General features: G+C 70.6%; 20 protein-coding genes and 1 pseudogene. 13 read left to right on the forward strand and 8 right to left on the reverse strand.

Annotated elements, in window-relative coordinates; all coding sequences use genetic code 11:
- The first annotated feature begins 115 nt into the window (after nt 1-115).
- The 3 genes from grpE to ACFUJR_RS04445 are packed head-to-tail and all read left to right on the forward strand — an operon-like array spanning nt 116 to nt 2,432.
- On the forward strand, nt 116-757 hold the full coding sequence (gene grpE / locus ACFUJR_RS04435) for a nucleotide exchange factor GrpE (RefSeq protein ID WP_383169566.1): 642 nt from the start codon (nt 116-118) through the stop codon (nt 755-757).
- Nucleotides 758-787: 30 nt separating this feature from the next.
- A complete protein-coding gene (gene dnaJ / locus ACFUJR_RS04440; RefSeq protein WP_383169567.1) occupies nt 788-1,978 on the forward strand; it encodes a molecular chaperone DnaJ in 1,191 nt (396 codons plus the stop codon).
- Between the two features lie 4 nt (nt 1,979-1,982).
- Entirely contained in the window at nt 1,983-2,432 is a 450-nt protein-coding gene (locus tag ACFUJR_RS04445) for a heat shock protein transcriptional repressor HspR (protein ID WP_383169569.1), read from the forward strand.
- 239 nt (nt 2,433-2,671) lie between these two features.
- On the opposite strand, the gene ACFUJR_RS04450 is transcribed toward ACFUJR_RS04445, so the two are convergent.
- Both ACFUJR_RS04450 and ACFUJR_RS04455 read right to left on the reverse strand, forming a co-directional pair.
- Nucleotides 2,672-3,145, reverse strand: a complete 474-nt coding sequence (locus tag ACFUJR_RS04450) for a hypothetical protein (protein ID WP_383169572.1) — start codon at nt 3,143-3,145, stop codon at nt 2,672-2,674.
- Between the two features lie 2 nt (nt 3,146-3,147).
- Nucleotides 3,148-4,128, reverse strand: a complete 981-nt coding sequence (locus tag ACFUJR_RS04455) for a helix-turn-helix transcriptional regulator (RefSeq protein ID WP_383169574.1) — start codon at nt 4,126-4,128, stop codon at nt 3,148-3,150.
- Nucleotides 4,129-4,256: 128 nt separating this feature from the next.
- Here ACFUJR_RS04455 and ACFUJR_RS04460 point away from each other — a divergent pair, with 128 nt between their 5' ends.
- Together ACFUJR_RS04460 and ACFUJR_RS04465 are read left to right on the forward strand one after the other, a co-directional pair.
- A complete protein-coding gene (locus ACFUJR_RS04460) occupies nt 4,257-4,448 on the forward strand; it encodes a hypothetical protein (protein ID WP_383169576.1) in 192 nt (63 codons plus the stop codon).
- Nucleotides 4,445-4,762, forward strand: a complete 318-nt coding sequence (locus tag ACFUJR_RS04465) for a (2Fe-2S)-binding protein (RefSeq protein WP_352190419.1) — start codon at nt 4,445-4,447, stop codon at nt 4,760-4,762. The genes ACFUJR_RS04460 and ACFUJR_RS04465 overlap by 4 nt, the downstream gene beginning before the upstream one ends.
- Before the next feature lie 139 nt (nt 4,763-4,901).
- Here ACFUJR_RS04465 and ACFUJR_RS04470 read toward each other — a convergent pair whose 3' ends face one another.
- The gene (locus ACFUJR_RS04470; protein WP_383169577.1) at nt 4,902-5,315 is read right to left on the reverse strand and encodes a pyridoxamine 5'-phosphate oxidase family protein; all 414 of its coding nucleotides are present in this window, start codon (nt 5,313-5,315) and stop codon (nt 4,902-4,904) included.
- A 121-nt stretch (nt 5,316-5,436) separates the two neighbouring features.
- Between ACFUJR_RS04470 and clpB the strand changes: the two genes are divergently transcribed.
- The 4 genes from clpB to ACFUJR_RS04490 all read left to right on the forward strand — a co-directional run bounded on the left by clpB (nt 5,437) and on the right by ACFUJR_RS04490 (nt 9,218).
- Nucleotides 5,437-8,034 (forward strand): ATP-dependent chaperone ClpB, encoded by a 2,598-nt coding sequence (gene clpB, locus ACFUJR_RS04475; protein ID WP_383169579.1) that lies wholly within the window; start codon nt 5,437-5,439, stop codon nt 8,032-8,034.
- Between the two features lie 24 nt (nt 8,035-8,058).
- Nucleotides 8,059-8,280, forward strand: a complete 222-nt coding sequence (locus tag ACFUJR_RS04480; protein WP_383169581.1) for a hypothetical protein — start codon at nt 8,059-8,061, stop codon at nt 8,278-8,280.
- On the forward strand, nt 8,281-8,601 hold the full coding sequence (locus ACFUJR_RS04485; RefSeq protein ID WP_383169583.1) for a type II toxin-antitoxin system PemK/MazF family toxin: 321 nt from the start codon (nt 8,281-8,283) through the stop codon (nt 8,599-8,601).
- Between the two features lie 80 nt (nt 8,602-8,681).
- Nucleotides 8,682-9,218 carry a YbjN domain-containing protein gene (locus ACFUJR_RS04490; protein ID WP_383169584.1) on the forward strand — a complete coding sequence of 179 codons (537 nt, stop codon included), beginning with the start codon at nt 8,682-8,684 and terminating at the stop codon, nt 9,216-9,218.
- Between the two features lie 33 nt (nt 9,219-9,251).
- Here ACFUJR_RS04490 and ACFUJR_RS04495 read toward each other — a convergent pair whose 3' ends face one another.
- The 4 genes from ACFUJR_RS04495 to ACFUJR_RS04510 all read right to left on the reverse strand — a co-directional run bounded on the left by ACFUJR_RS04495 (nt 9,252) and on the right by ACFUJR_RS04510 (nt 12,239).
- The gene (locus ACFUJR_RS04495; RefSeq protein ID WP_383169629.1) at nt 9,252-10,436 is read right to left on the reverse strand and encodes a glycosyltransferase family 39 protein; all 1,185 of its coding nucleotides are present in this window, start codon (nt 10,434-10,436) and stop codon (nt 9,252-9,254) included.
- A gap of 432 nt (nt 10,437-10,868) precedes the next feature.
- Nucleotides 10,869-11,492 (reverse strand): dihydrofolate reductase family protein, encoded by a 624-nt coding sequence (locus ACFUJR_RS04500; RefSeq protein WP_383169586.1) that lies wholly within the window; start codon nt 11,490-11,492, stop codon nt 10,869-10,871.
- Nucleotides 11,493-11,710: 218 nt separating this feature from the next.
- On the reverse strand, nt 11,711-11,971 hold the full coding sequence (locus ACFUJR_RS04505) for a Txe/YoeB family addiction module toxin (RefSeq protein WP_383169589.1): 261 nt from the start codon (nt 11,969-11,971) through the stop codon (nt 11,711-11,713).
- Nucleotides 11,972-11,981: 10 nt separating this feature from the next.
- Nucleotides 11,982-12,239, reverse strand: a complete 258-nt coding sequence (locus ACFUJR_RS04510) for a type II toxin-antitoxin system Phd/YefM family antitoxin (protein WP_037676836.1) — start codon at nt 12,237-12,239, stop codon at nt 11,982-11,984.
- 705 nt (nt 12,240-12,944) lie between these two features.
- On the opposite strand from ACFUJR_RS04510, the gene ACFUJR_RS04515 reads away from it, so the two are divergent.
- Nucleotides 12,945-13,499: a Uma2 family endonuclease gene (locus tag ACFUJR_RS04515; RefSeq protein ID WP_383169591.1), complete on the forward strand. Its 555-nt coding sequence runs from the start codon at nt 12,945-12,947 to the stop codon at nt 13,497-13,499.
- 89 nt (nt 13,500-13,588) lie between these two features.
- On the opposite strand, the pseudogene ACFUJR_RS04520 reads toward ACFUJR_RS04515, so the two are convergent.
- Nucleotides 13,589-14,056 (reverse strand): annotated as a pseudogene (locus ACFUJR_RS04520) (aminotransferase class I/II-fold pyridoxal phosphate-dependent enzyme); the annotation flags it as partial.
- A gap of 43 nt (nt 14,057-14,099) precedes the next feature.
- Here ACFUJR_RS04520 and ACFUJR_RS04525 point away from each other — a divergent pair.
- From ACFUJR_RS04525 to ACFUJR_RS04535, 3 genes are all read left to right on the forward strand, one after another.
- Nucleotides 14,100-14,585: a prevent-host-death family protein gene (locus tag ACFUJR_RS04525; protein ID WP_383169593.1), complete on the forward strand. Its 486-nt coding sequence runs from the start codon at nt 14,100-14,102 to the stop codon at nt 14,583-14,585.
- Nucleotides 14,582-14,932: a hypothetical protein gene (locus tag ACFUJR_RS04530; protein WP_383169595.1), complete on the forward strand. Its 351-nt coding sequence runs from the start codon at nt 14,582-14,584 to the stop codon at nt 14,930-14,932. Before ACFUJR_RS04525 ends, ACFUJR_RS04530 begins: the two co-directional genes overlap by 4 nt.
- 131 nt (nt 14,933-15,063) lie before the next feature.
- Complete coding sequence (locus tag ACFUJR_RS04535) at nt 15,064-17,166, forward strand: hypothetical protein (protein WP_383169597.1); 2,103 nt, start codon at nt 15,064-15,066, stop codon at nt 17,164-17,166.
- The last annotated feature ends 61 nt before the right edge of the window (nt 17,167-17,227 follow it).

The following is a 17,227-nucleotide window of genomic DNA, read 5'->3' on the forward strand; positions in this document are numbered from 1 at the left end:
CCCAGGCCACGCAGGCCGCTGGCGGCGACGCCCCGCAGGGCGAGGCCAAGGCCGACGACGACGTCGTGGACGCCGAGATCGTCGACGACGAGAAGCCGAAGGGCGGCGCTGCCTGATGACGGAGGAGACCCCGGGCTTCGAGGAGAAGCCCGACGTCCCCTCCGGCGCCGAGGACGCCGCCGAGGCCGCTGAGACCCCCTCCACGGAGGAGGGCTCGGCGGCCCCGGCCGGGGACGCCGCACAGACGGTCGGCCTGACGGCGCAGCTGGACCAGGCCCGCAGCGCGCTCAGCGAGCGCACGGGCGACCTCCAGCGGCTCCAGGCCGAGTACCAGAACTACCGCCGTCGGGTGGAGCGGGACCGTGTCACCGTCAAGGAGATCGCGGTCGCGGGCCTTCTGACGGAGCTGCTGCCCGTGCTCGACGACATCGGCCGGGCACGGGACCACGGCGAGCTGGTGGGCGGCTTCAAGTCGGTCGCCGAATCGCTGGAGACGGTGGCCGCCAAGATGGGGCTGCAGCAGTTCGGCAAGGAGGGTGAGCCCTTCGACCCGACGATCCACGAGGCCCTGATGCACAGTTACGCACCGGACGTCACCGAGACGACCTGCGTGGCGATCCTGCAGCCTGGGTACCGGATCGGCGAGCGGACCATCCGGCCCGCGCGCGTGGCGGTGGCCGAGCCCCAGCCCGGGGCGACGCCGGCCGCGAAGGAAGAGAAGTCGGCAGACGAGGAGAGCGGTGGCCCTGAGGGCTAGCGCGAAGATCGTCCGAGAGGAGGGACGTCGATGAGCACGAAGGACTTCGTCGAGAAGGACTACTACAAGGTTCTCGGCGTCCCCAAGGACGCCACCGACGCCGAGATCAAGAAGGCGTACCGGAAGCTCGCCCGCGAGAACCACCCGGACGCCAACAAGGGCGACACCAGCGCCGAGGCGCGCTTCAAGGAGATCTCCGAGGCGAACGACGTCCTCGGCGACCCCAAGAAGCGCAAGGAGTACGACGACGCCCGCGCGCTCTTCGGCAACGGAGGCTTCCGTTCCGGAGGCCCTGGCGGCGGCAACTTCAACTTCGACCTGGGCGACCTCTTCGGCGGCGCCCAGGGGCCCGGCGGCGCGGGCGGCGGGGCCGGCGGCTTCGGCGGCGGTCTCGGCGACGTCTTCGGCGGACTGTTCAACCGTGGCGCGGGCGGCGGCGCGGGTACGCGCACGCAGCCCCGCCGCGGCCAGGACATCGAGTCCGAGGTGACGCTCAGCTTCACCGAGGCCGTGGACGGCGCGACGGTGCCCCTGCGGATGTCCTCCCAGGCGCCCTGCAAGGCCTGTTCGGGCACCGGCGACAAGAACGGCACGCCCCGGGTGTGCCCGACCTGTGTCGGCACCGGCCAGGTCTCGCGCGGCGGCAGTGGCTCGTTCTCGCTCACCGACCCGTGCGTGGACTGCAAGGGGCGCGGCCTCATCGCCGAGACCCCCTGTGAGGTCTGCAAGGGCAGCGGGCGGGCCAAGTCCTCCCGCACCATGCAGGTCCGCATCCCCGCCGGTGTCGCCGACGGGCAGCGGATCCGGCTGCGCGGCAAGGGCGCTCCGGGCGAGCGGGGCGGCCAGAGCGGCGACCTGTACGTGGTCGTGCACGTCGACGCCCACCCGGTCTTCGGCCGCAAGGACGACAACCTGACCGTCACCGTGCCCGTCACGTTCGACGAGGCCGCACTCGGCGGCGACATCAAGGTGCCGACGCTGGGCGGCCCGGCGGTGACGCTGAAGCTTCCGGCCGGCACCCCCAACGGCCGGACGATGCGCGCCCGCGGCAAGGGCGCGGTCCGCAAGGACGGCACGCGTGGCGATCTGCTGGTGACGGTGGAGGTCGCGGTGCCCAAGGAGCTCGACGACAAGGCCCGTGAGGCCCTTGAGACCTACCGTCAGGCGACGGCGGGCGAGGACCCCAGGGCAGAGTTGTTCCAGGCCGCGAAGGGAGCTTGACCCGATGGACAGACCGGGACGCAGCCGTAATCCGTACGAACTGACCGACGAGACGCCTGTGTACGTCATCTCGGTGGCGGCCCAGCTGTCGGGTCTGCACCCGCAGACGCTGCGTCAGTACGACCGCCTCGGTCTGGTCTCGCCGGACCGCACCGCGGGCCGGGGGCGGCGGTACTCGGCCCGTGACATCGAACTGCTCCGTACGGTGCAGGCGTTGTCGCAGGACGAGGGCATCAACCTGGCGGGCATCAAGCGCATCATCGAGCTGGAGAACCAGGTCGCGGCGCTTCAGCAGCGGGTCGCCGAGCTGTCGGCGGCCGTCGAGGGCGCGGCGTCGGCGATGCGCCAGCGCGAGGCCCAGGTGCACGCCTCGTACCGGCGCGACCTGGTGCCGTACACGGACGTCCAGCAGGCGAGCGCGCTGGTCGTGTGGCGCCCCAAGCGTCCCGAGTAGCGTCCCGAGCGCCCCGAGCGCCCCGAGCGCCCCGAGCCGTCCCGAGCGCCCCGAGCCGTCCCGAGCGCCCCGAGCGCCCCGAGCGTCCCGAGCCGTCCCGAGCGCCCCGGGCAGAGCCCTGAGCAGAGCCCCGAGCCGCCGGGCGGAGCCCTGAGCCGTCCGGGCGGAACTCCGCTCGACGAGGCCCCTTCCGCGAGATGCGGAGGGGGCCTCGTCGTGCGTGCTGCGTTTGGCGTGTCCTACGGGATGAGTTCGGCCACGATGTTCGTCGCCGTGTCCCACCAGGGCGCCGCGCCCGTGCCGAACGCGGCGGCGAGGGCGGTGCCGACGGCCCGGTCCAGCGGTTCGGGCCCGGTGCCGGGCGCCCACTCCGCGTCCACCGTGCCGTCCCCGGACGAGTCCAGGGTGCCCAGGGGGTGTCCGTCGCGGAGCAGCCGGCTCTCCACGTACGAGCAGGGCACGAGCCGGTAGCGGGTGCCGGAGACCCTGACGTCGACCCGGTACGAGCGCCGCAGGAGCCGTCCGCGGCCGGGCCGGATGCGCGCGGGCGCGCCGTCGACGGTGAGGGCGAGCCGGGCGGCGGCGCGGGTGCCGATGGGGATGAGCGGGTCGGGTTCGTCGCCCGGCGCGCGCAGAAGCTCCACGGTGGGCATGTCGTGTCCCGAGACGCGCAGTGTCCCCGCGGGGCCGTCCAGGTCGATCTGTACGTACACGGTCAGTGTTCCTGCTCCAGGATTCCGGACTGGGCGATGAGGTAGCCGAGCTGGGCCCGGCTGCCGCTCCCGAGGGCGGAGGCGAGCTTGGCGATGTGGGCGCGGCAGGTCCGGACGTTCATGCCGAGCCGGCGGGCGATGGCCTCGTCGACATGGCCCTCGACGAGGAGTTTGGCGATGGAGCGCTGGATGCCGCTGATGCCGTCCAGCGGCGGCTCGTAGGTGACCGGGTTGTCCAGGGGGATGGCCTGGAGCCAGAACTGCTCGAAGACGCCGACGAGGTACTCGACGAGGCCGGTGTGGCGCAGCTCCAGGGCGACCTGGCGGTCCCGGCTCGCGGGGACGAAGGCGACCTTGCGGTCCACGATGATGAGCCGGTCGATGATCTCCTCGAGTGTGCGGACCTCGACCTCGGGGCCGATGCGTTCGAGATAGGCCAGGGTGATCGGCTGGTGCCGGGCGGTGTGCTGGTAGAGCGTCCGCATCCGGATGCCGCGGCCGAGGAGCGGCCTGACGCGGCGGAGGGCCTCGCCGAAGGTGTGGGCGCTGCGGCCGCTGCCGGGCTGCACGGTCAGCAGCTCGGAGGAGCATTCGGCCACCACGCGGTCCAGGGAGGTGTTGATCCTCGTGAGTCCCTCCAGGACGGTGATCGCGTGGGTGGTCGTGGGGTCCTGGACGCTGACCGACATGAATGGCTCGAACGCGTCGGAGAGTTCGATGCTGAGACGTCTACGCTCCTGGATCTCCTTCTCGATCGGGAGCAGCAGTCTGGCCAGCGCGGCCGAGGGGGGAACCGGCCGGAGCCACTGCACGTCGTCGGGATCGGGCCGAAGGAGGTCGAGGTCCATCAGGCAGGGCGTCGACTCGATGTCCGACCGGGCGATACGTCCCGCGCGCAGGGCCTCTTTATAGACCCGTGTGCCCGCTTCGCACAGCTCGGCGTGCGTATGAGGATGCCCCGTTTTATCCGGTTCTATTCGCATATGTACACCCCCAGGCTTTTCCGATACAGGAACATGATGCATTGAGCCAGTGGTGGAAACGTGAGGAGTGAGCCATCGTCGTGCCTGCGGGGGAGCAGGAGATACACACCAAGTGAGGTTGCTCGGTCATGGCCAAGAAGCTCATACGCACCGTAGTTGGTGTCGCGTTCATAGCTGCTGCCGCGGTCGGCGCGGTGGCAGTCACCGATGATCCGGGCTGGGGCCTCGCTCCGCAGCAGGTCGTCGCCAAGGCGAGCGACCCGGGCTGGGGCGCAGCGCCGGCCGACTCCGACCCTGGTTGGGAGTCCGTGCGGGCATGACGGTTCCCGAAGATCCTCGATTCCGGCGTGAGATGGCGGCCGCTTACCGCTCCGGGTGGCATTTCATCGACCTCGTCACAGCCGTGCCGCACGGTGGCGATTCGTTGATGGTCACCCTCTTCGGTGAGCCGATCATCATCACGCGCGGGGACGATGAGGATATTCGCGCCTACCGATGTCTCCGGAAGCCCCGTGGCGCCCCGCAGCCTGTCCGCTGTGCCATCCGGTACGGCATGATCTTCGTCAATCTCGACCAGCGTGACCACCAGCTCGTCGAGTCCGAGACCATCACCGCCACCCCCCGCAGTGCCTGAGCGGTTCCCCCGTCGTTGTAGATCGCTCAGGTGCTTCCCCCACACAGCGGCGCCATCGCGGACCTGAAACGCGATGGCGCCGCTGTGCTGCGCCCGTAAATCCCCACCCCGTAAACGCGCCGCCGAGCACGTCACCGGGTCAGGCCCGGCCCATGGCCCGGGTCAGCGCGATCTCGATGACGACCCGGTCGGGGTTGGGTGCCGGGACCCGGCCGTAGCGCGTCGCGTACCGGTCGACCGCGTCGGCGACGACGTCCGGCTCCGTACGGATGCGGGCCACGCCCTCCAGCGTCGCCCAGCGCCCCTTGTCCACCTGGCAGACCGCCACGCGCGCGCCGTCCGCGCCCGCCGCCAGGACATTGGCGACCTTGCGGCTGTGCTTGTTGGTGATGACCCGGGCGATGCCGTTCTCGCCGCCCTCGGGGTCGTACGTCACCCCCACCGCCACCACGTGCGGCGTGCCGTCCGCGCGCGGTGTGGTCAGGGTGGACATGTGGTACTCGCGCCAGAAGCTGAGATACGCGTCGTCGGGGTTCCTCGGGTCAGTCGCCATGCCCGGAACCTACCCGTGGCACGGGTCCCTGCGACACCTTGAGCGGAATAGACTCAACTTTGTGTACGCTAGATGAGTCATGGACCGTGTGTAGCCGGACGTCGAGGAGGAGACAGCGCACGTGGACGCCGAACTGACCAACAGGAGCCGGGACGCGATCAACGCGGCCACCGGCCGCGCCGTGTCCGCGGGACACCCCGACCTGACCCCTGCGCATCTGCTGCTCGCGCTTCTGGCCGGTCAGGACAACGAGAACATCGTCGACCTGCTCGCCGCCGTCGAGGCGGACCAGGCCGCTGTACGGTCCGGAGCGGAGCGGCTGCTCGCCGCCGAGCCCCGCGTGACCGGCTCCACGGTCGCGCCGCCGCAGCCCGACCGTGAGCTGCTCGCCGTGATCGCCGAGGCCGCCGAACAGGCCAAGGAGCTCGGGGACGAGTACCTCTCGACCGAACACCTGCTCATCGGGATCGCGGCGAAGGGCGGGCAGGCGGGCGAGGTGCTGGCCCAGCAGGGGGCCGGCGCGAAGAAGCTGCTGGACGCGTTCGAGAAGAGCAGGGGAGGACGCCGGGTGACCACACCCGACCCGGAGGGTCAGTACAAGGCGCTGGAGAAGTTCGGCACGGACTTCACGGCCGCGGCGCGCGAGGGGAAGCTGGACCCCGTCATCGGGCGCGACCAGGAGATCCGGCGCGTCGTCCAGGTGCTCTCCCGCCGCACCAAGAACAACCCGGTCCTCATCGGCGAGCCCGGTGTCGGCAAGACCGCCGTCGTCGAGGGCCTCGCGCAGCGGATCGTGAAGGGCGACGTCCCCGAGTCCCTCCGCGACAAGCGGCTGGTCTCGCTCGACCTCGGCGCGATGGTCGCGGGCGCCAAGTACCGCGGCGAGTTCGAGGAGCGTCTGAAGACCGTCCTCTCCGAGATCAAGGCCAGTGACGGCCAGATCATCACCTTCATCGACGAGCTGCACACCGTCGTCGGCGCGGGCGCCGGCGGCGACTCCGCCATGGACGCCGGCAACATGCTGAAGCCGATGCTGGCCCGCGGCGAGCTGCGCATGGTCGGCGCGACGACCCTCGACGAGTACCGCGAGCGGATCGAGAAGGACCCCGCCCTGGAGCGCCGCTTCCAGCAGGTCCTGGTCGCCGAGCCGAGCGTCGAGGACACCATCGCGATCCTGCGCGGACTCAAGGGCCGGTACGAGGCCCACCACAAGGTCCAGATCGCCGACTCCGCGCTCGTGGCCGCCGCCACCCTCTCCGACCGGTACATCACCTCCCGCTTCCTTCCCGACAAGGCCATCGACCTCGTCGACGAGGCCGCCTCCCGGCTCCGGATGGAGATCGACTCCTCGCCCGTCGAGATCGACGAGCTCCAGCGCTCCGTGGACCGGCTGCGGATGGAGGAGCTCGCGCTCAAGAACGAGACCGACGACGCCAGCAAGCAGCGACTGGAGAAGCTCCGCCGCGACCTCGCCGACCGCGAGGAGGAGCTGCGCGGGCTGACCGCCCGCTGGGAGAAGGAGAAGCAGTCCCTCAACCGCGTCGGCGAGCTCAAGGAGCGGCTCGACGAGCTGCGCGGCCGCGCCGAGCGCGCCCAGCGCGACGGCGACTTCGACACCGCCTCCAAGCTGCTCTACGGCGAGATCCCGACGCTGGAACGCGAGCTGGCGGAGGCATCGGAGGCCGAGCAGGAGGTCTCCAGGGACACCATGGTCAAGGAGGAGGTCGGCCCCGACGACATCGCGGACGTGGTCGGCTCCTGGACCGGCATCCCGGCCGGCCGCCTCCTGGAGGGCGAGACGCAGAAGCTGCTGCGCATGGAGGACGAGCTCGGCAAGCGGCTCATCGGCCAGACCGAGGCCGTCCGGGCCGTCTCCGACGCCGTACGCCGTACGCGCGCCGGGATCGCCGACCCCGACCGTCCCACCGGCTCGTTCCTCTTCCTCGGCCCGACCGGTGTCGGCAAGACCGAGCTGGCGAAGGCGCTCGCGGACTTCCTCTTCGACGACGAGCGGGCCATGGTCCGCATCGACATGTCGGAGTACGGCGAGAAGCATTCCGTCGCCCGGCTCGTCGGCGCGCCTCCCGGCTACGTCGGCTACGAGGAGGGCGGCCAGCTCACGGAGGCGGTGCGCCGCCGCCCGTACAGCGTGGTGCTCCTCGACGAGGTGGAGAAGGCCCACCCGGAGGTCTTCGACATCCTGCTCCAGGTCCTCGACGACGGCCGGCTCACCGACGGCCAGGGCCGGACGGTCGACTTCCGCAACACCATCCTGATCCTCACCTCCAACCTGGGCAGCCAGTACCTGGTCGACCCTCTGATCGGCGCGGAGGAGAAGAAGGGGCGGGTCCTGGAGGTCGTGCGGTCCACCTTCAAGCCGGAGTTCCTCAACCGGCTCGACGACCTGGTGGTCTTCTCGGCCCTCGACACGACCGAGCTGGGGCGGATCGCGCAGCTCCAGATCGACCGGCTCGCCAAGCGGCTCGCCGAGCGCCGGCTCACGCTGGAGGTCACGCCGGCCGCGCTGGAGTGGCTGGCCGACGAGGGCATGGACCCGGCGTACGGCGCCCGCCCGCTGCGCCGCCTGATCCAGACGGCCATCGGCGACCGGCTCGCCAAGGAGATCCTCGCGGGCGAGGTCCGCGACGGCGACACGGTCCGGGTGGACCGCTTCGAGGAGGGGCTGATCGTGGGGCGGGCGACTGGCAAGACCCTGTAATACGTTTTGCGATACGCTGTCTCCATGGGCACGTTGAACGTCCGCACGGACGACGCCATGGAGACGGCGATAAGGACACTCGCGGAGGAGTACGGATCGCGCACGGAGGCCGTGCGGTACGCGCTCCTCCACACCTACCGGGAGAAGCTGATCGCGCGGGCGAAGGCCGACGCCGAGCGCTTGGCCGACGACCCGGACGACCGGGCGGAGATGCTCGCCATCCAGCGGTTCATGGGTGTGGGCTGAGTGATCTTCCGGGGGGCGATCTACGAGATCAGGGCCCTACCCGGCGGGCGGGGCGGCGAGCAGCGGGGGCAGCGTCTCGCGGTCGTCGTCCAGTCCGGCCTGTTCGCGACGGGTACGGTCACGGTCGCGCTCACCTCGGCGAGCGCGGGCCCTGCCGTGTACCGCCCTGAGATCGAGCTCGAAGGCAGGTCGACGCGCATCCTCACCGACCAGATCCACTCGGTCACGCCCGAGCGGCTCGGCGATTTCAAGGGCGCCCTCGACGCCGAGGAGCTCATCGCGCTGGACCGGGCGCTCATGCTCAAGCTCGGCCTCTTCTGACAGGGCCGAGCGGCCAGGGGTTGCCATGCACCGCCCGGCATGGGGGAGGATGGCGTCAACCGTACGAAGGGATATTCACGGTGAGCATCGACCCGTCCTCGATTCCGAATTTCGGGGGCCAGCCCCAGCCTCAGGCCGCAGGACCGGCGGGCCCCGTCGTCCCCGACCAGGACCTGGTCAAGCAGCTCCTGGACCAGATGGAGCTGAAGTACGTCGTCGACGACGAGGGTGACCTCGCGGCGCCGTGGGAGGAGTTCCGGACGTACTTCATGTTCCGCGGCGAGGAGGACCAGCGTGTCTTCTCGGTGCGGACGTTCTACGACCGCCCGCACTCCGCCGACGACCGCGCCAAGGTTCTCGACGCGATCGACGACTGGAACCGCCGCACCCTGTGGCCCAAGGTCTACACCCACCTGCACGAGGAGGAGGACGGCTCCGCCACCCTCCGCCTCATCGGTGAGGCGCAGATGCTGATCGGCACCGGCGTCGCTCTGGAGCACTTCGTGTCCTCCACCGTCAGCTGGGTCCGCGCCTCGATCGAGTTCGACAAGTGGCTCGTGGAGCAGTTCGGCCTGGAGGCCCCGGAGGACAAGTCCTCCGACGGCGACGAGGCCTGATCCGCCACGGGGCCGGCACCGGCCCCTGGCCCTTCACAGGGCCATGCGTGCGAGCGTCAGCGCGTACGCACCGAAGCTGAACGACAGCCCGGCCAGCGCCGCGATCACCACGATCGCGGCCCTCGGCCGGGCTTTCGTCAGTGCCCGTGCCAGCGGGAAGAGCAGCGGGAACGCGGGCAGCAGGAAGCGCGGCTTGGACTCGAAGAAGCCGGAGCCGCCGACCGTGATGACCACGAGCACGGCCGCGTAGACCAGGACCGGCAGCGGCGGCCGCTCCACCAGCGCGAGCAGCGCGAAGAGCAGCACCCCCGCCCCGGTGATCAGCAGCGCCATCGCGAAGCCGAACTGCGTCGGCCCCCGCAGCATCTCCAGGACGAAGCGCAGCGCGCCGCGTCCGAAGTCGAAGCGGGAGGTCCAGCCGTCCTGGACGGCGAAGTAGCCGCCGAACAGATCCCCGCGCCGGGCGCCCACCCAGAGCAGGTACGAGAGCCAGCCGACCGGTGCGATCACGGCGGCGGCCCACACACGTGGATCGCCCCGGCCGCTGCCACGCCCGCGCCACAGTTCGCACCCCGCCGCGACCAGGACCGCGGCCGCGACGGCCACACCGTTGGGGCGGGACAGGCCGGCAAGCGCGGCCAGAACGCCCGCCCACAGCCAGCGTCCGGTGAGGAGCGCGTACAGCGACCAGGCGGCCAGGGCCGTCATCAGCGGTTCGGTGTACGCCATCGACAGCACGATCGAGTGCGGCAGCAGGCCCCAGAGCAGCACGAGCAGGATGGCGGTGGGCCGTCCGTGGAGCCGCTCGCCGATCAGATAGATCCCCCACGCCGCGACCCCGGCCGAGAGCCAGGACAGGAGCAGCCCCGCCGTGCCGCCCTCGACGGGCAGGACGGTGGTGACCGCGCGGACCAGGGCGGGGTAGAGCGGGAAGAACGCGAGGTCGGACTGGACGACGCCGTCGGGCCAGTGGAGCGTGTGGCCGTAGCCGTGCGCGGCGATCCGGGTGTACCAGTCCGAGTCCCAGGACGTGGCGAGCAGCGCCCGCGGTGAGCGTCCGATGTGCCAGGCCCAGACCGCGAGCACCAGCATCCCGGTCAGCCGGGCCGCGGCGAACAGTCCGAGCGCGGGGGCGGCCCGGTACAGCGAGGCCCGCCAACGGGGGACGCTCCGGGCACCGGCGGTCGAGGCCCGGCGGTCGAGAGTCTCGGCGGACAGGGTGCACCTCCGTGCGCACGCGGATGGTCGGACCGGTCCCGACGATCATCGGGACCAGCCCGACAAATCGGTCTACCCGACCATCGGCGCGGCCCGGAGGAAGCGCGCGCGAGCGCGGGGCCCACCGGGTGAAAAATCCCCGCCCCCCGGGGCCGCCCCCCGGGGCCGTCGCCCGGGGCCGTCGCCCGGGGCCGCCGCCCGGGGCCGCCGCCCAGAGCCCCGTCCGGCGCCGAACGTCAGCCCTGTCGGCCCGTGAGGCGCTTCAGGCGAGACCGCCTGAAGCGGCTCGCCGAACCGGAACCCGGAAGGTCGTGGGCTACGCCGGGGTCTCGCACAGCGACCCTTCGCCCCCAGCCTCTCGTCGACTGCCCGCCTCACCGCTCGCGTCGGCGATCCGCTCACGGCCTACGAGGAGCCGCACTCCCACGAACGTCAGCCGTCGAGGGCTGGGGCCGGCACTCCGCTGGACGGCGTGTTCCGGGCATGTGTGACGCGGAATCGCAGGTGTGTGACGTGCGGTGAGGCGAGGATTCTGCTCCGCTCCAGCTCGATGTGTTCCTTGCCCAGGTGATCGAAGAGTCGGCGGCCGTCGCCCATCAGCACCGGTGCGATCTGGAGGTTGATCTCATCGAGGAGCCGTGCCCTGAGCGCCTGTTGAGCGATGTCCGCACCCATGATCGTGACGTCCTTGCCGCGCGCCGCTGTCTGTGCCTGCTGAAGCGCGCTTTCCATGCCCGAGGTGATGAAGGTGAAGGTCCCGCTCTTCATGACCATCTGGCTTCGAGCGTTGTGGGTGAGGACGAAGCAGGGGACCGGGAAGGGTGTGTCGTCCCACACCCCGACACCCACGTCGAATGTTCTTCTGCCCAGCACGACCGCACCTGTCGAGTCCGAGATCTCCCGTGTGACGGCGGCGTCCACCTCGCTCCCTGGCATGTCGAAGATCCATTCATGCAGACGATGACCGCCCCGGCCCATGGGGTGTTCGGCGCTGATGTCCGGACCGGCCATGAAGCCGTCGAGCGACATGGTGACGTTCAAGACCACCTTGCTCATGGGACAACCACCTCTCCACGCGGTGCGTGATCGACCAGCCAGAGGGGCAGACCGGGCGGCGAGGCCGAACTCATCGGTCTTCCACCATGCGCGGGTGGACACAGCCGTACGTCTCCGGGGCGACGCCGTGGGGCGCTGTCCGCTGCCGAGGTTGATCGGCCGGTCCGCGCTCGATCGAGTGCAGACCACCCGGCACCCACGCCGGTGACGATCTCCCGTCAGCTTTCGTAGTGGTAGCGGCACTGTGCGATCAGGACGCCGTCCTCGGTGGCCTTGTAGATCAGCCGGTGCTCGTCGTTGATGCGGCGTGACCAGTAGCCCTGGAATCCTTGCTTGAGCGGTTCCGGTTTGCCGATGCCCTCGTTGCCGTTCCGGGTGATGTCCGCGATGAGTGTGTTGATGCGCTTCAGGATCTTCCGGTCCTGGAGCTGCCACCACAGGTAGTCCTCCCAGGCGCGGGAGGAGAAGGTGATCTTCAACTCGCAGCTCTTATTCGTCGGTCGCCAGCTCGCGCACGGTGCCGCCGCCGTTCTCCAGCTCGTCGATGGACGCGAGCAGGCGCCGGGCGTTGGCCGGACTGCGCAGCAGGTACGCCGTCTCCTTCAGGGACTCGTAGTCCTCAAGGGAGACGATGACCACCGGCTCATGTCCGGCACGGGTGATCACGACCTCTTCGCGGTCGTCGGTGACGGAGTTGAGTACCTCGGCGTACCGTGCGCGCGACTCGGAATACGTCATGGTCTTCACAGTCGACCCCCTTTCCACGTACAGGAAATTGTACGTCCGTCGTTGTCGGTGCGGCAAGCGCCGAAATGACGGCCTTCGGCGCGAAAGTGGGCGCTGCGCGCCCAGGGCCCCGAGGTCGGGGAGGCGATCGTCGCCGCGTCCGCCTCCGCCACCCCGACAGTGCCGGCATGGAGGAGCTCAGCCGACTGGCTGCCCGAGCGCCGCGTGTACCCGCCGCTCGTCTCGGCCGCGCCCACGAGCACGGGCGCGGCACCGGCGGGAGCGGCCGCAGACGGCACCGCTGACGAGCGGCGGCGGGGGACGCGTCGCCCGTCCCGCAGGGTGGCGGTCAGCCCGCCAATGCCTTGCGGAGGCGTTTCGCCGCGTCCGTCAGTACCTCGGTGTGCTTGCCACCATGTGCCACCGCAAGGACGGCTGCGGCTGGCGGGGCGGGGTGCATGGTGATGAGGTTCGAGGCCGAGGCCGAGGAGGAGTTCGAGGCGGAGAGGGGGCTGCTGGTCGACCGCCTGGTCCGGTGGGCCGGGGAGCAGGGACTGCCGGTGGACGGGTTCGTTCTTGCCGTGCGACAGACCCCGCTGCGGATCTCCGGCGCGGGCGGTGAGCCGGCCGCACGAGCTGTCCGGACCGGTCTTCGGGCCGCACCGCTGGGCTCGGTGACGCGGCACTGTGCGTCGTATCCTGACCACACAAGGGAAGGAGCCGTCCATGAGCGTCGACGCGATCGTGCACACCGAGTTCCCCGAGGGGTACACGGTCCTGTTCGGGGCCGACGGAAAGGTGATCATGACCCCGCAGAGCGAAGAGCACTCCAGCACCATCAGGTCGATGCAGATCGACTCCGCTCTTGCCCTCGGCCGTCACGCAAAGGTCACCTCGGACGTCTACATCGACTTCCCTGCCGACGAGAACTCCGCCCCCGACCTGGCGATCCTGCGCGAGGACGCACGCAAGGAAGGCAAGCGCTACAGCTTCGAGGACGTCCTGCTGATCTCCGAGGTCGTCTCGACCTCCTCCGCGCGCAAGGACTACGACGACTGCACCGCCAAGTACGGCCGCTACGGCATCCCGATCTACCTGGTCGTGGACCCGTACGCGCAGGAAGTCGTCCTCCACACCCAGCCGACCGCCACTGGGTACATCGCGGCACACACGCATAAGTACGGCACTGGCAAGCTCCCCATCCCGCTGGCCGACGGCCGCACCTTCACCCTCGACCTCGATGAACTCCCGTGCCCGGAGCCCGAGGCAGATGCCCGCTGACGAAGGACTCCCGATGCGGTGGCGCGGCGGTGCGGGTGCGTGGCGGCTCGGGGCAGCCGTGTACCTGCGGCCGGTACGCCGGTCGGCTGTCATGTGGTCGGCGTCTTGAGCCGGGCGGCCGCCTCCTCCAGCGCCTCCGTCCGCTTGCAGAACGCGAACCGCACGAACGGCGCGCCCGCCTCGCGATGGTCGTAGAAGACGGCGTTCGGGATCGCCACCACCCCGCAGCGTTCGGGGAGGGTGCGGCAGAAGGCGAAACCGTCGCTCTCACCGAGGGGCCGGATGTCGGCGGTGATGAAATACGTGCCGGCCGGGCGGAAGACCTTGAAGCCCGCCCGCTCCAGGCCGCCCGCGAGCAGGTCCCGTTTGGCCAGCATGTCCGCGCGGAAGTCCACGAAGTATGAGTCGGGCAGGCGCAGGGCCTCGGCCACGGCGTATTGGAAGGGCCCGGAGGCGACGTACGTCAGGTACTGCTTGGCCGTCCGGACGGCGGTCACGAGTTCCCGGCTGCCGGTAGCCCAGCCGACTCCGCGTTCACCCACCTGTTTCCCAGCCGACTGATGCATGGAAATCAGAGTGCAGTCAGAGTACAGTCTGAGTATGAGCATCGTGTACTCGGCATCGGAATCGGAATCCGTATCGTTCACCGATCTGTCCCGGAACCCGAAGGCGGTCGCCGCGAGGGCCGCCGCCTTGGGACGCCTGCGTGTCACGCACCGAGACGCACCCGACATGGTGCTGACCACGGCCATACACGCCGAGCGCACCGAGGAGAACCTGACCACCGCGTCCCGGCTGTTCCTTGCCTTGATGAAGCAGGACGGGGGCGCCAGGTCGCTTCTGCTCGCATTGCCTGAGGTGTTCCCGTGGGTGCGTCACCTGGACGACGAGGAGGTCCGGGCATTCACCGTCGAGCTCCTGGACGCGCTGTCCGACGCCGCCGAGCTGGGCGCCAGGGAGGCTGTGCACCGGGCGATCGTCTCGTGGCGGGCAACCGCCCGCATCAACGCCGACCCCGACCAGCTCAGGGAAGCGCTCCGCCCGCTCGGTGACGTCGATCTCGGCCCGGTCGAGGTGCACGAGTGAGCCCGAAGAAAGGCGATCGGGTCAGTGTCCCTCCGCTGAGCGGCTGGAACGTCATCTACGGGACGACGGAGGCCGTGATCGGTTGGGAGGAACTGTGCCGGGTGGCGCTGCCGAACGCGCACCGCTGTCTGGAGGCCCTTCGCACGGACCCGCTGTCGCGGTCCAACTGGAACCGTCAGCACCAGCTCCGCGGCAGGCACGCCACCAGGGAATGGAAGGGCTCCGAGCTGGAGCAGTGGGAGTACGAGATCACCAGCGGCGGCCGGGTCCGCTACCTGGTGAGTTCGGATACCTCGACTGTGATCCTGGTGTACGCCTCCCCGCGACACCCGAAGGACACCGAATAGCCTTCAGCGGCCAGGGGGCCGGTGGCCGACCCCCTGAGGCCGGAGCCGTTCGTCCGCGGCCGATCCGACGACCGTGATTCGGCGGTAGCGTGCTGCCGCGAGCACTGATGCGGACAGGTGGGACGGGCGACATGCGGATGAGGTTCGAGCCGGAGGCCGAGCAGGAGTTCGAGGCGGCGCGTGGGCTGCTGGTCGACCGCCTGGTCCGGTGGGCCGGGGAACAGGGGCAGCCGGTGGACGGGTTCACGGCCGAGGCGATTCTGGACTACCGGCACCGAGCGACCGCCGACGGCCGACTGGGTCTGTGGGAGCCGCGCCACGTGGAGGAGCTCCTGCTCAGCTGGCTGCCCCAGAACGTCACCGAGCTCCCTGGGGAGGAACGCTCCGACGCCCCAGGCACACTGCGCACACTGCTGCGCTATTTGCACGCCGAGCGGTTGGCGGACCCGCGCGGCCCCGCACTCCAGGAATGCCTCGCCGCGGTCGACAAGGTTGCGGAGCAGCACCCGGCTGCGATGGCGGACCGCACCCGCTGGGGTCTGGCGAAGTTCTGGGCGACGACGGCCGCCGAGCAGAGCGTGGACGTCCGGGACGGGGCGGCGATGCAGCGCTTCGCGGACCGGGCGCGGCGCGGAGAAGCCGCTTACGACGAGCGGGCCCTCGACGCGATCATGGAACGGCGGCTGAGCGGTCGCGTGCTGTCCGGCTCGGCCCGTGCCGAGCCGCAGCTGCCCGTCGCACTGCCCGAGGACGACGAACTGCGCCGACGGGCAGAGGCGTCGAAGACCGTGGTGCAGTTGCATGGGCTCACCGAGTGGGCGGGACAGGACGGCCGCCCCGTGACGGCGACGGGACGGCTGCGGATGGCCGATGCCCGCGACCTGGTGGACGCACTTGGCACCGGGGACAAGACCGACGGGGTGCGCTCCTCGGCAGACCTGCCACGGCTGGGACTGCTGACGGAGTGGGCGAAGAAGGCGCGACTGGTCCGGGTGGTCAAAGGGCGCCTGTACGCGGTGGCCAGGTCCCGTCCGCTGCTGGCCGACCCGCTTCGGATGTGGCTGCGCGCCTTCGACGCGTGCTTCGAGCTGCGGCAGGCCCTGATCGGGGCACGCAGCGGCTGGCACGTCGAGTCGATGCTCTTCGATGTCTACGAGGATGTGCTGGGAGATGTGCTGAACACGCTCTACAGCCTGCCGTACCCGATGCCCTGGCCCCGGCTGCGAGACACGGTGCACCTGGTCTACCGGGCCTCCCTCCAGCTCGACGGCGGGTCGGACCTCCAGCACCGGATGTGGTTCGAGCACGCCGACCGGGACCTGCACACCGTGCTCGATCTGCTGGACGACCTGGGCGCGATCGAGCGCGACCGGGGGGTGGCCGACCCGGTGTTCCTCGACGTCGACCTCTCCGCCGCCGGACCGGAGCTGCCCCCGGACATGCCGCCGGAGGTCGCGCAACTGCTGGGCGTCGCAGACCGGACCCCGGACCCGGTGGCGCGGGAGCGGGCTGAGCGGCGGCGCGAGGAGCTGACCGCCGGGCCGGTTGAGCTCATCCGCCTCACCGATCTCGGCACTTGGGCCGTACGGCAGCGGCTGCTGGCCGACGGCCGCGACGCACCCCTGATCGGTGAACTGGCCCAGGCGTCGGCGGGCGGGCTGCTGGGCGTGCTGGCCGAGGAATACCCGCCGGATGCCGCCCAGGCGGAGTTGGCCGGCTGGATCGCGGCGCGCGGTGAGCGGGAGGCAGCACTGCGGCAACTGACCGACGCGGTAAGAGCCATGGCTTTCCGCACGCGTGCGCAGGCGATGCTCGGCGCGCTGTGGACGGCGCTGCCGGACGGCGAGGGTGAGCGGCTGCTGCGCACGCTGCGCCGCGATCCCCAGCTCGCGCCGCTGGCACTGAACACGCTGGCACAGCGAGAGCTGCTGTCTCCGGAAGACATGACCGACACCGAGCACCTGCTGGTGCTCGCAGAGAACCTGCTCCAGCTCGTGGAGCTGGCGGGCGGCTCGGGCGGCTCGGGTGGCGCCGAGGAGGCGCTGCGAGCCCAGGGCCCGCAGATCAGGGACGCGATCGCCGCCGCGCTGGACTCCGCGCACCCCGACCGGGCCGGTATGGAGGAGCTCAGCCGGTTGGCTGCCGAAGTGCTGCGCGCACCTGCCGCCCGTCCCGGCCGCGCCCACAAGCGGGCGCGCCCCGCCGGCAGGAGCGGCCGCAAGCGGCGCCGCTGACCGACGACGGCATCGCCCATGGCCGCCGGTGCCGGGAAGACCGGCACCGGCGAGGAGCCTG

This window comes from Streptomyces sp. NPDC057271, from assembly GCF_042668715.1.
Lineage (GTDB): Bacteria > Actinomycetota > Actinomycetes > Streptomycetales > Streptomycetaceae > Streptomyces.

Excerpts from the sequence above, each read along its gene's own strand:
- grpE (WP_383169566.1), top strand. The coding sequence starts at position 116 with ATGACGGAGGAGACCCCGGGCTTCGAGGAGAAGCCCGACGTCCCCTCC.
- dnaJ (WP_383169567.1), top strand. The coding sequence starts at position 788 with ATGAGCACGAAGGACTTCGTCGAGAAGGACTACTACAAGGTTCTCGGC.
- ACFUJR_RS04445 (WP_383169569.1), top strand. The coding sequence starts at position 1,983 with ATGGACAGACCGGGACGCAGCCGTAATCCGTACGAACTGACCGACGAG.
- ACFUJR_RS04455 (WP_383169574.1), bottom strand. The coding sequence starts at position 4,128 with ATGCGAATAGAACCGGATAAAACGGGGCATCCTCATACGCACGCCGAG.
- ACFUJR_RS04460 (WP_383169576.1), top strand. The coding sequence starts at position 4,257 with ATGGCCAAGAAGCTCATACGCACCGTAGTTGGTGTCGCGTTCATAGCT.
- ACFUJR_RS04465 (WP_352190419.1), top strand. The coding sequence starts at position 4,445 with ATGACGGTTCCCGAAGATCCTCGATTCCGGCGTGAGATGGCGGCCGCT.
- ACFUJR_RS04470 (WP_383169577.1), bottom strand. The coding sequence starts at position 5,315 with ATGGCGACTGACCCGAGGAACCCCGACGACGCGTATCTCAGCTTCTGG.
- ACFUJR_RS04480 (WP_383169581.1), top strand. The coding sequence starts at position 8,059 with ATGGGCACGTTGAACGTCCGCACGGACGACGCCATGGAGACGGCGATA.
- ACFUJR_RS04500 (WP_383169586.1), bottom strand. The coding sequence starts at position 11,492 with ATGAGCAAGGTGGTCTTGAACGTCACCATGTCGCTCGACGGCTTCATG.
- ACFUJR_RS04515 (WP_383169591.1), top strand. The coding sequence starts at position 12,945 with ATGAGCGTCGACGCGATCGTGCACACCGAGTTCCCCGAGGGGTACACG.
- ACFUJR_RS04525 (WP_383169593.1), top strand. The coding sequence starts at position 14,100 with ATGAGCATCGTGTACTCGGCATCGGAATCGGAATCCGTATCGTTCACC.
- ACFUJR_RS04535 (WP_383169597.1), top strand. The coding sequence starts at position 15,064 with ATGCGGATGAGGTTCGAGCCGGAGGCCGAGCAGGAGTTCGAGGCGGCG.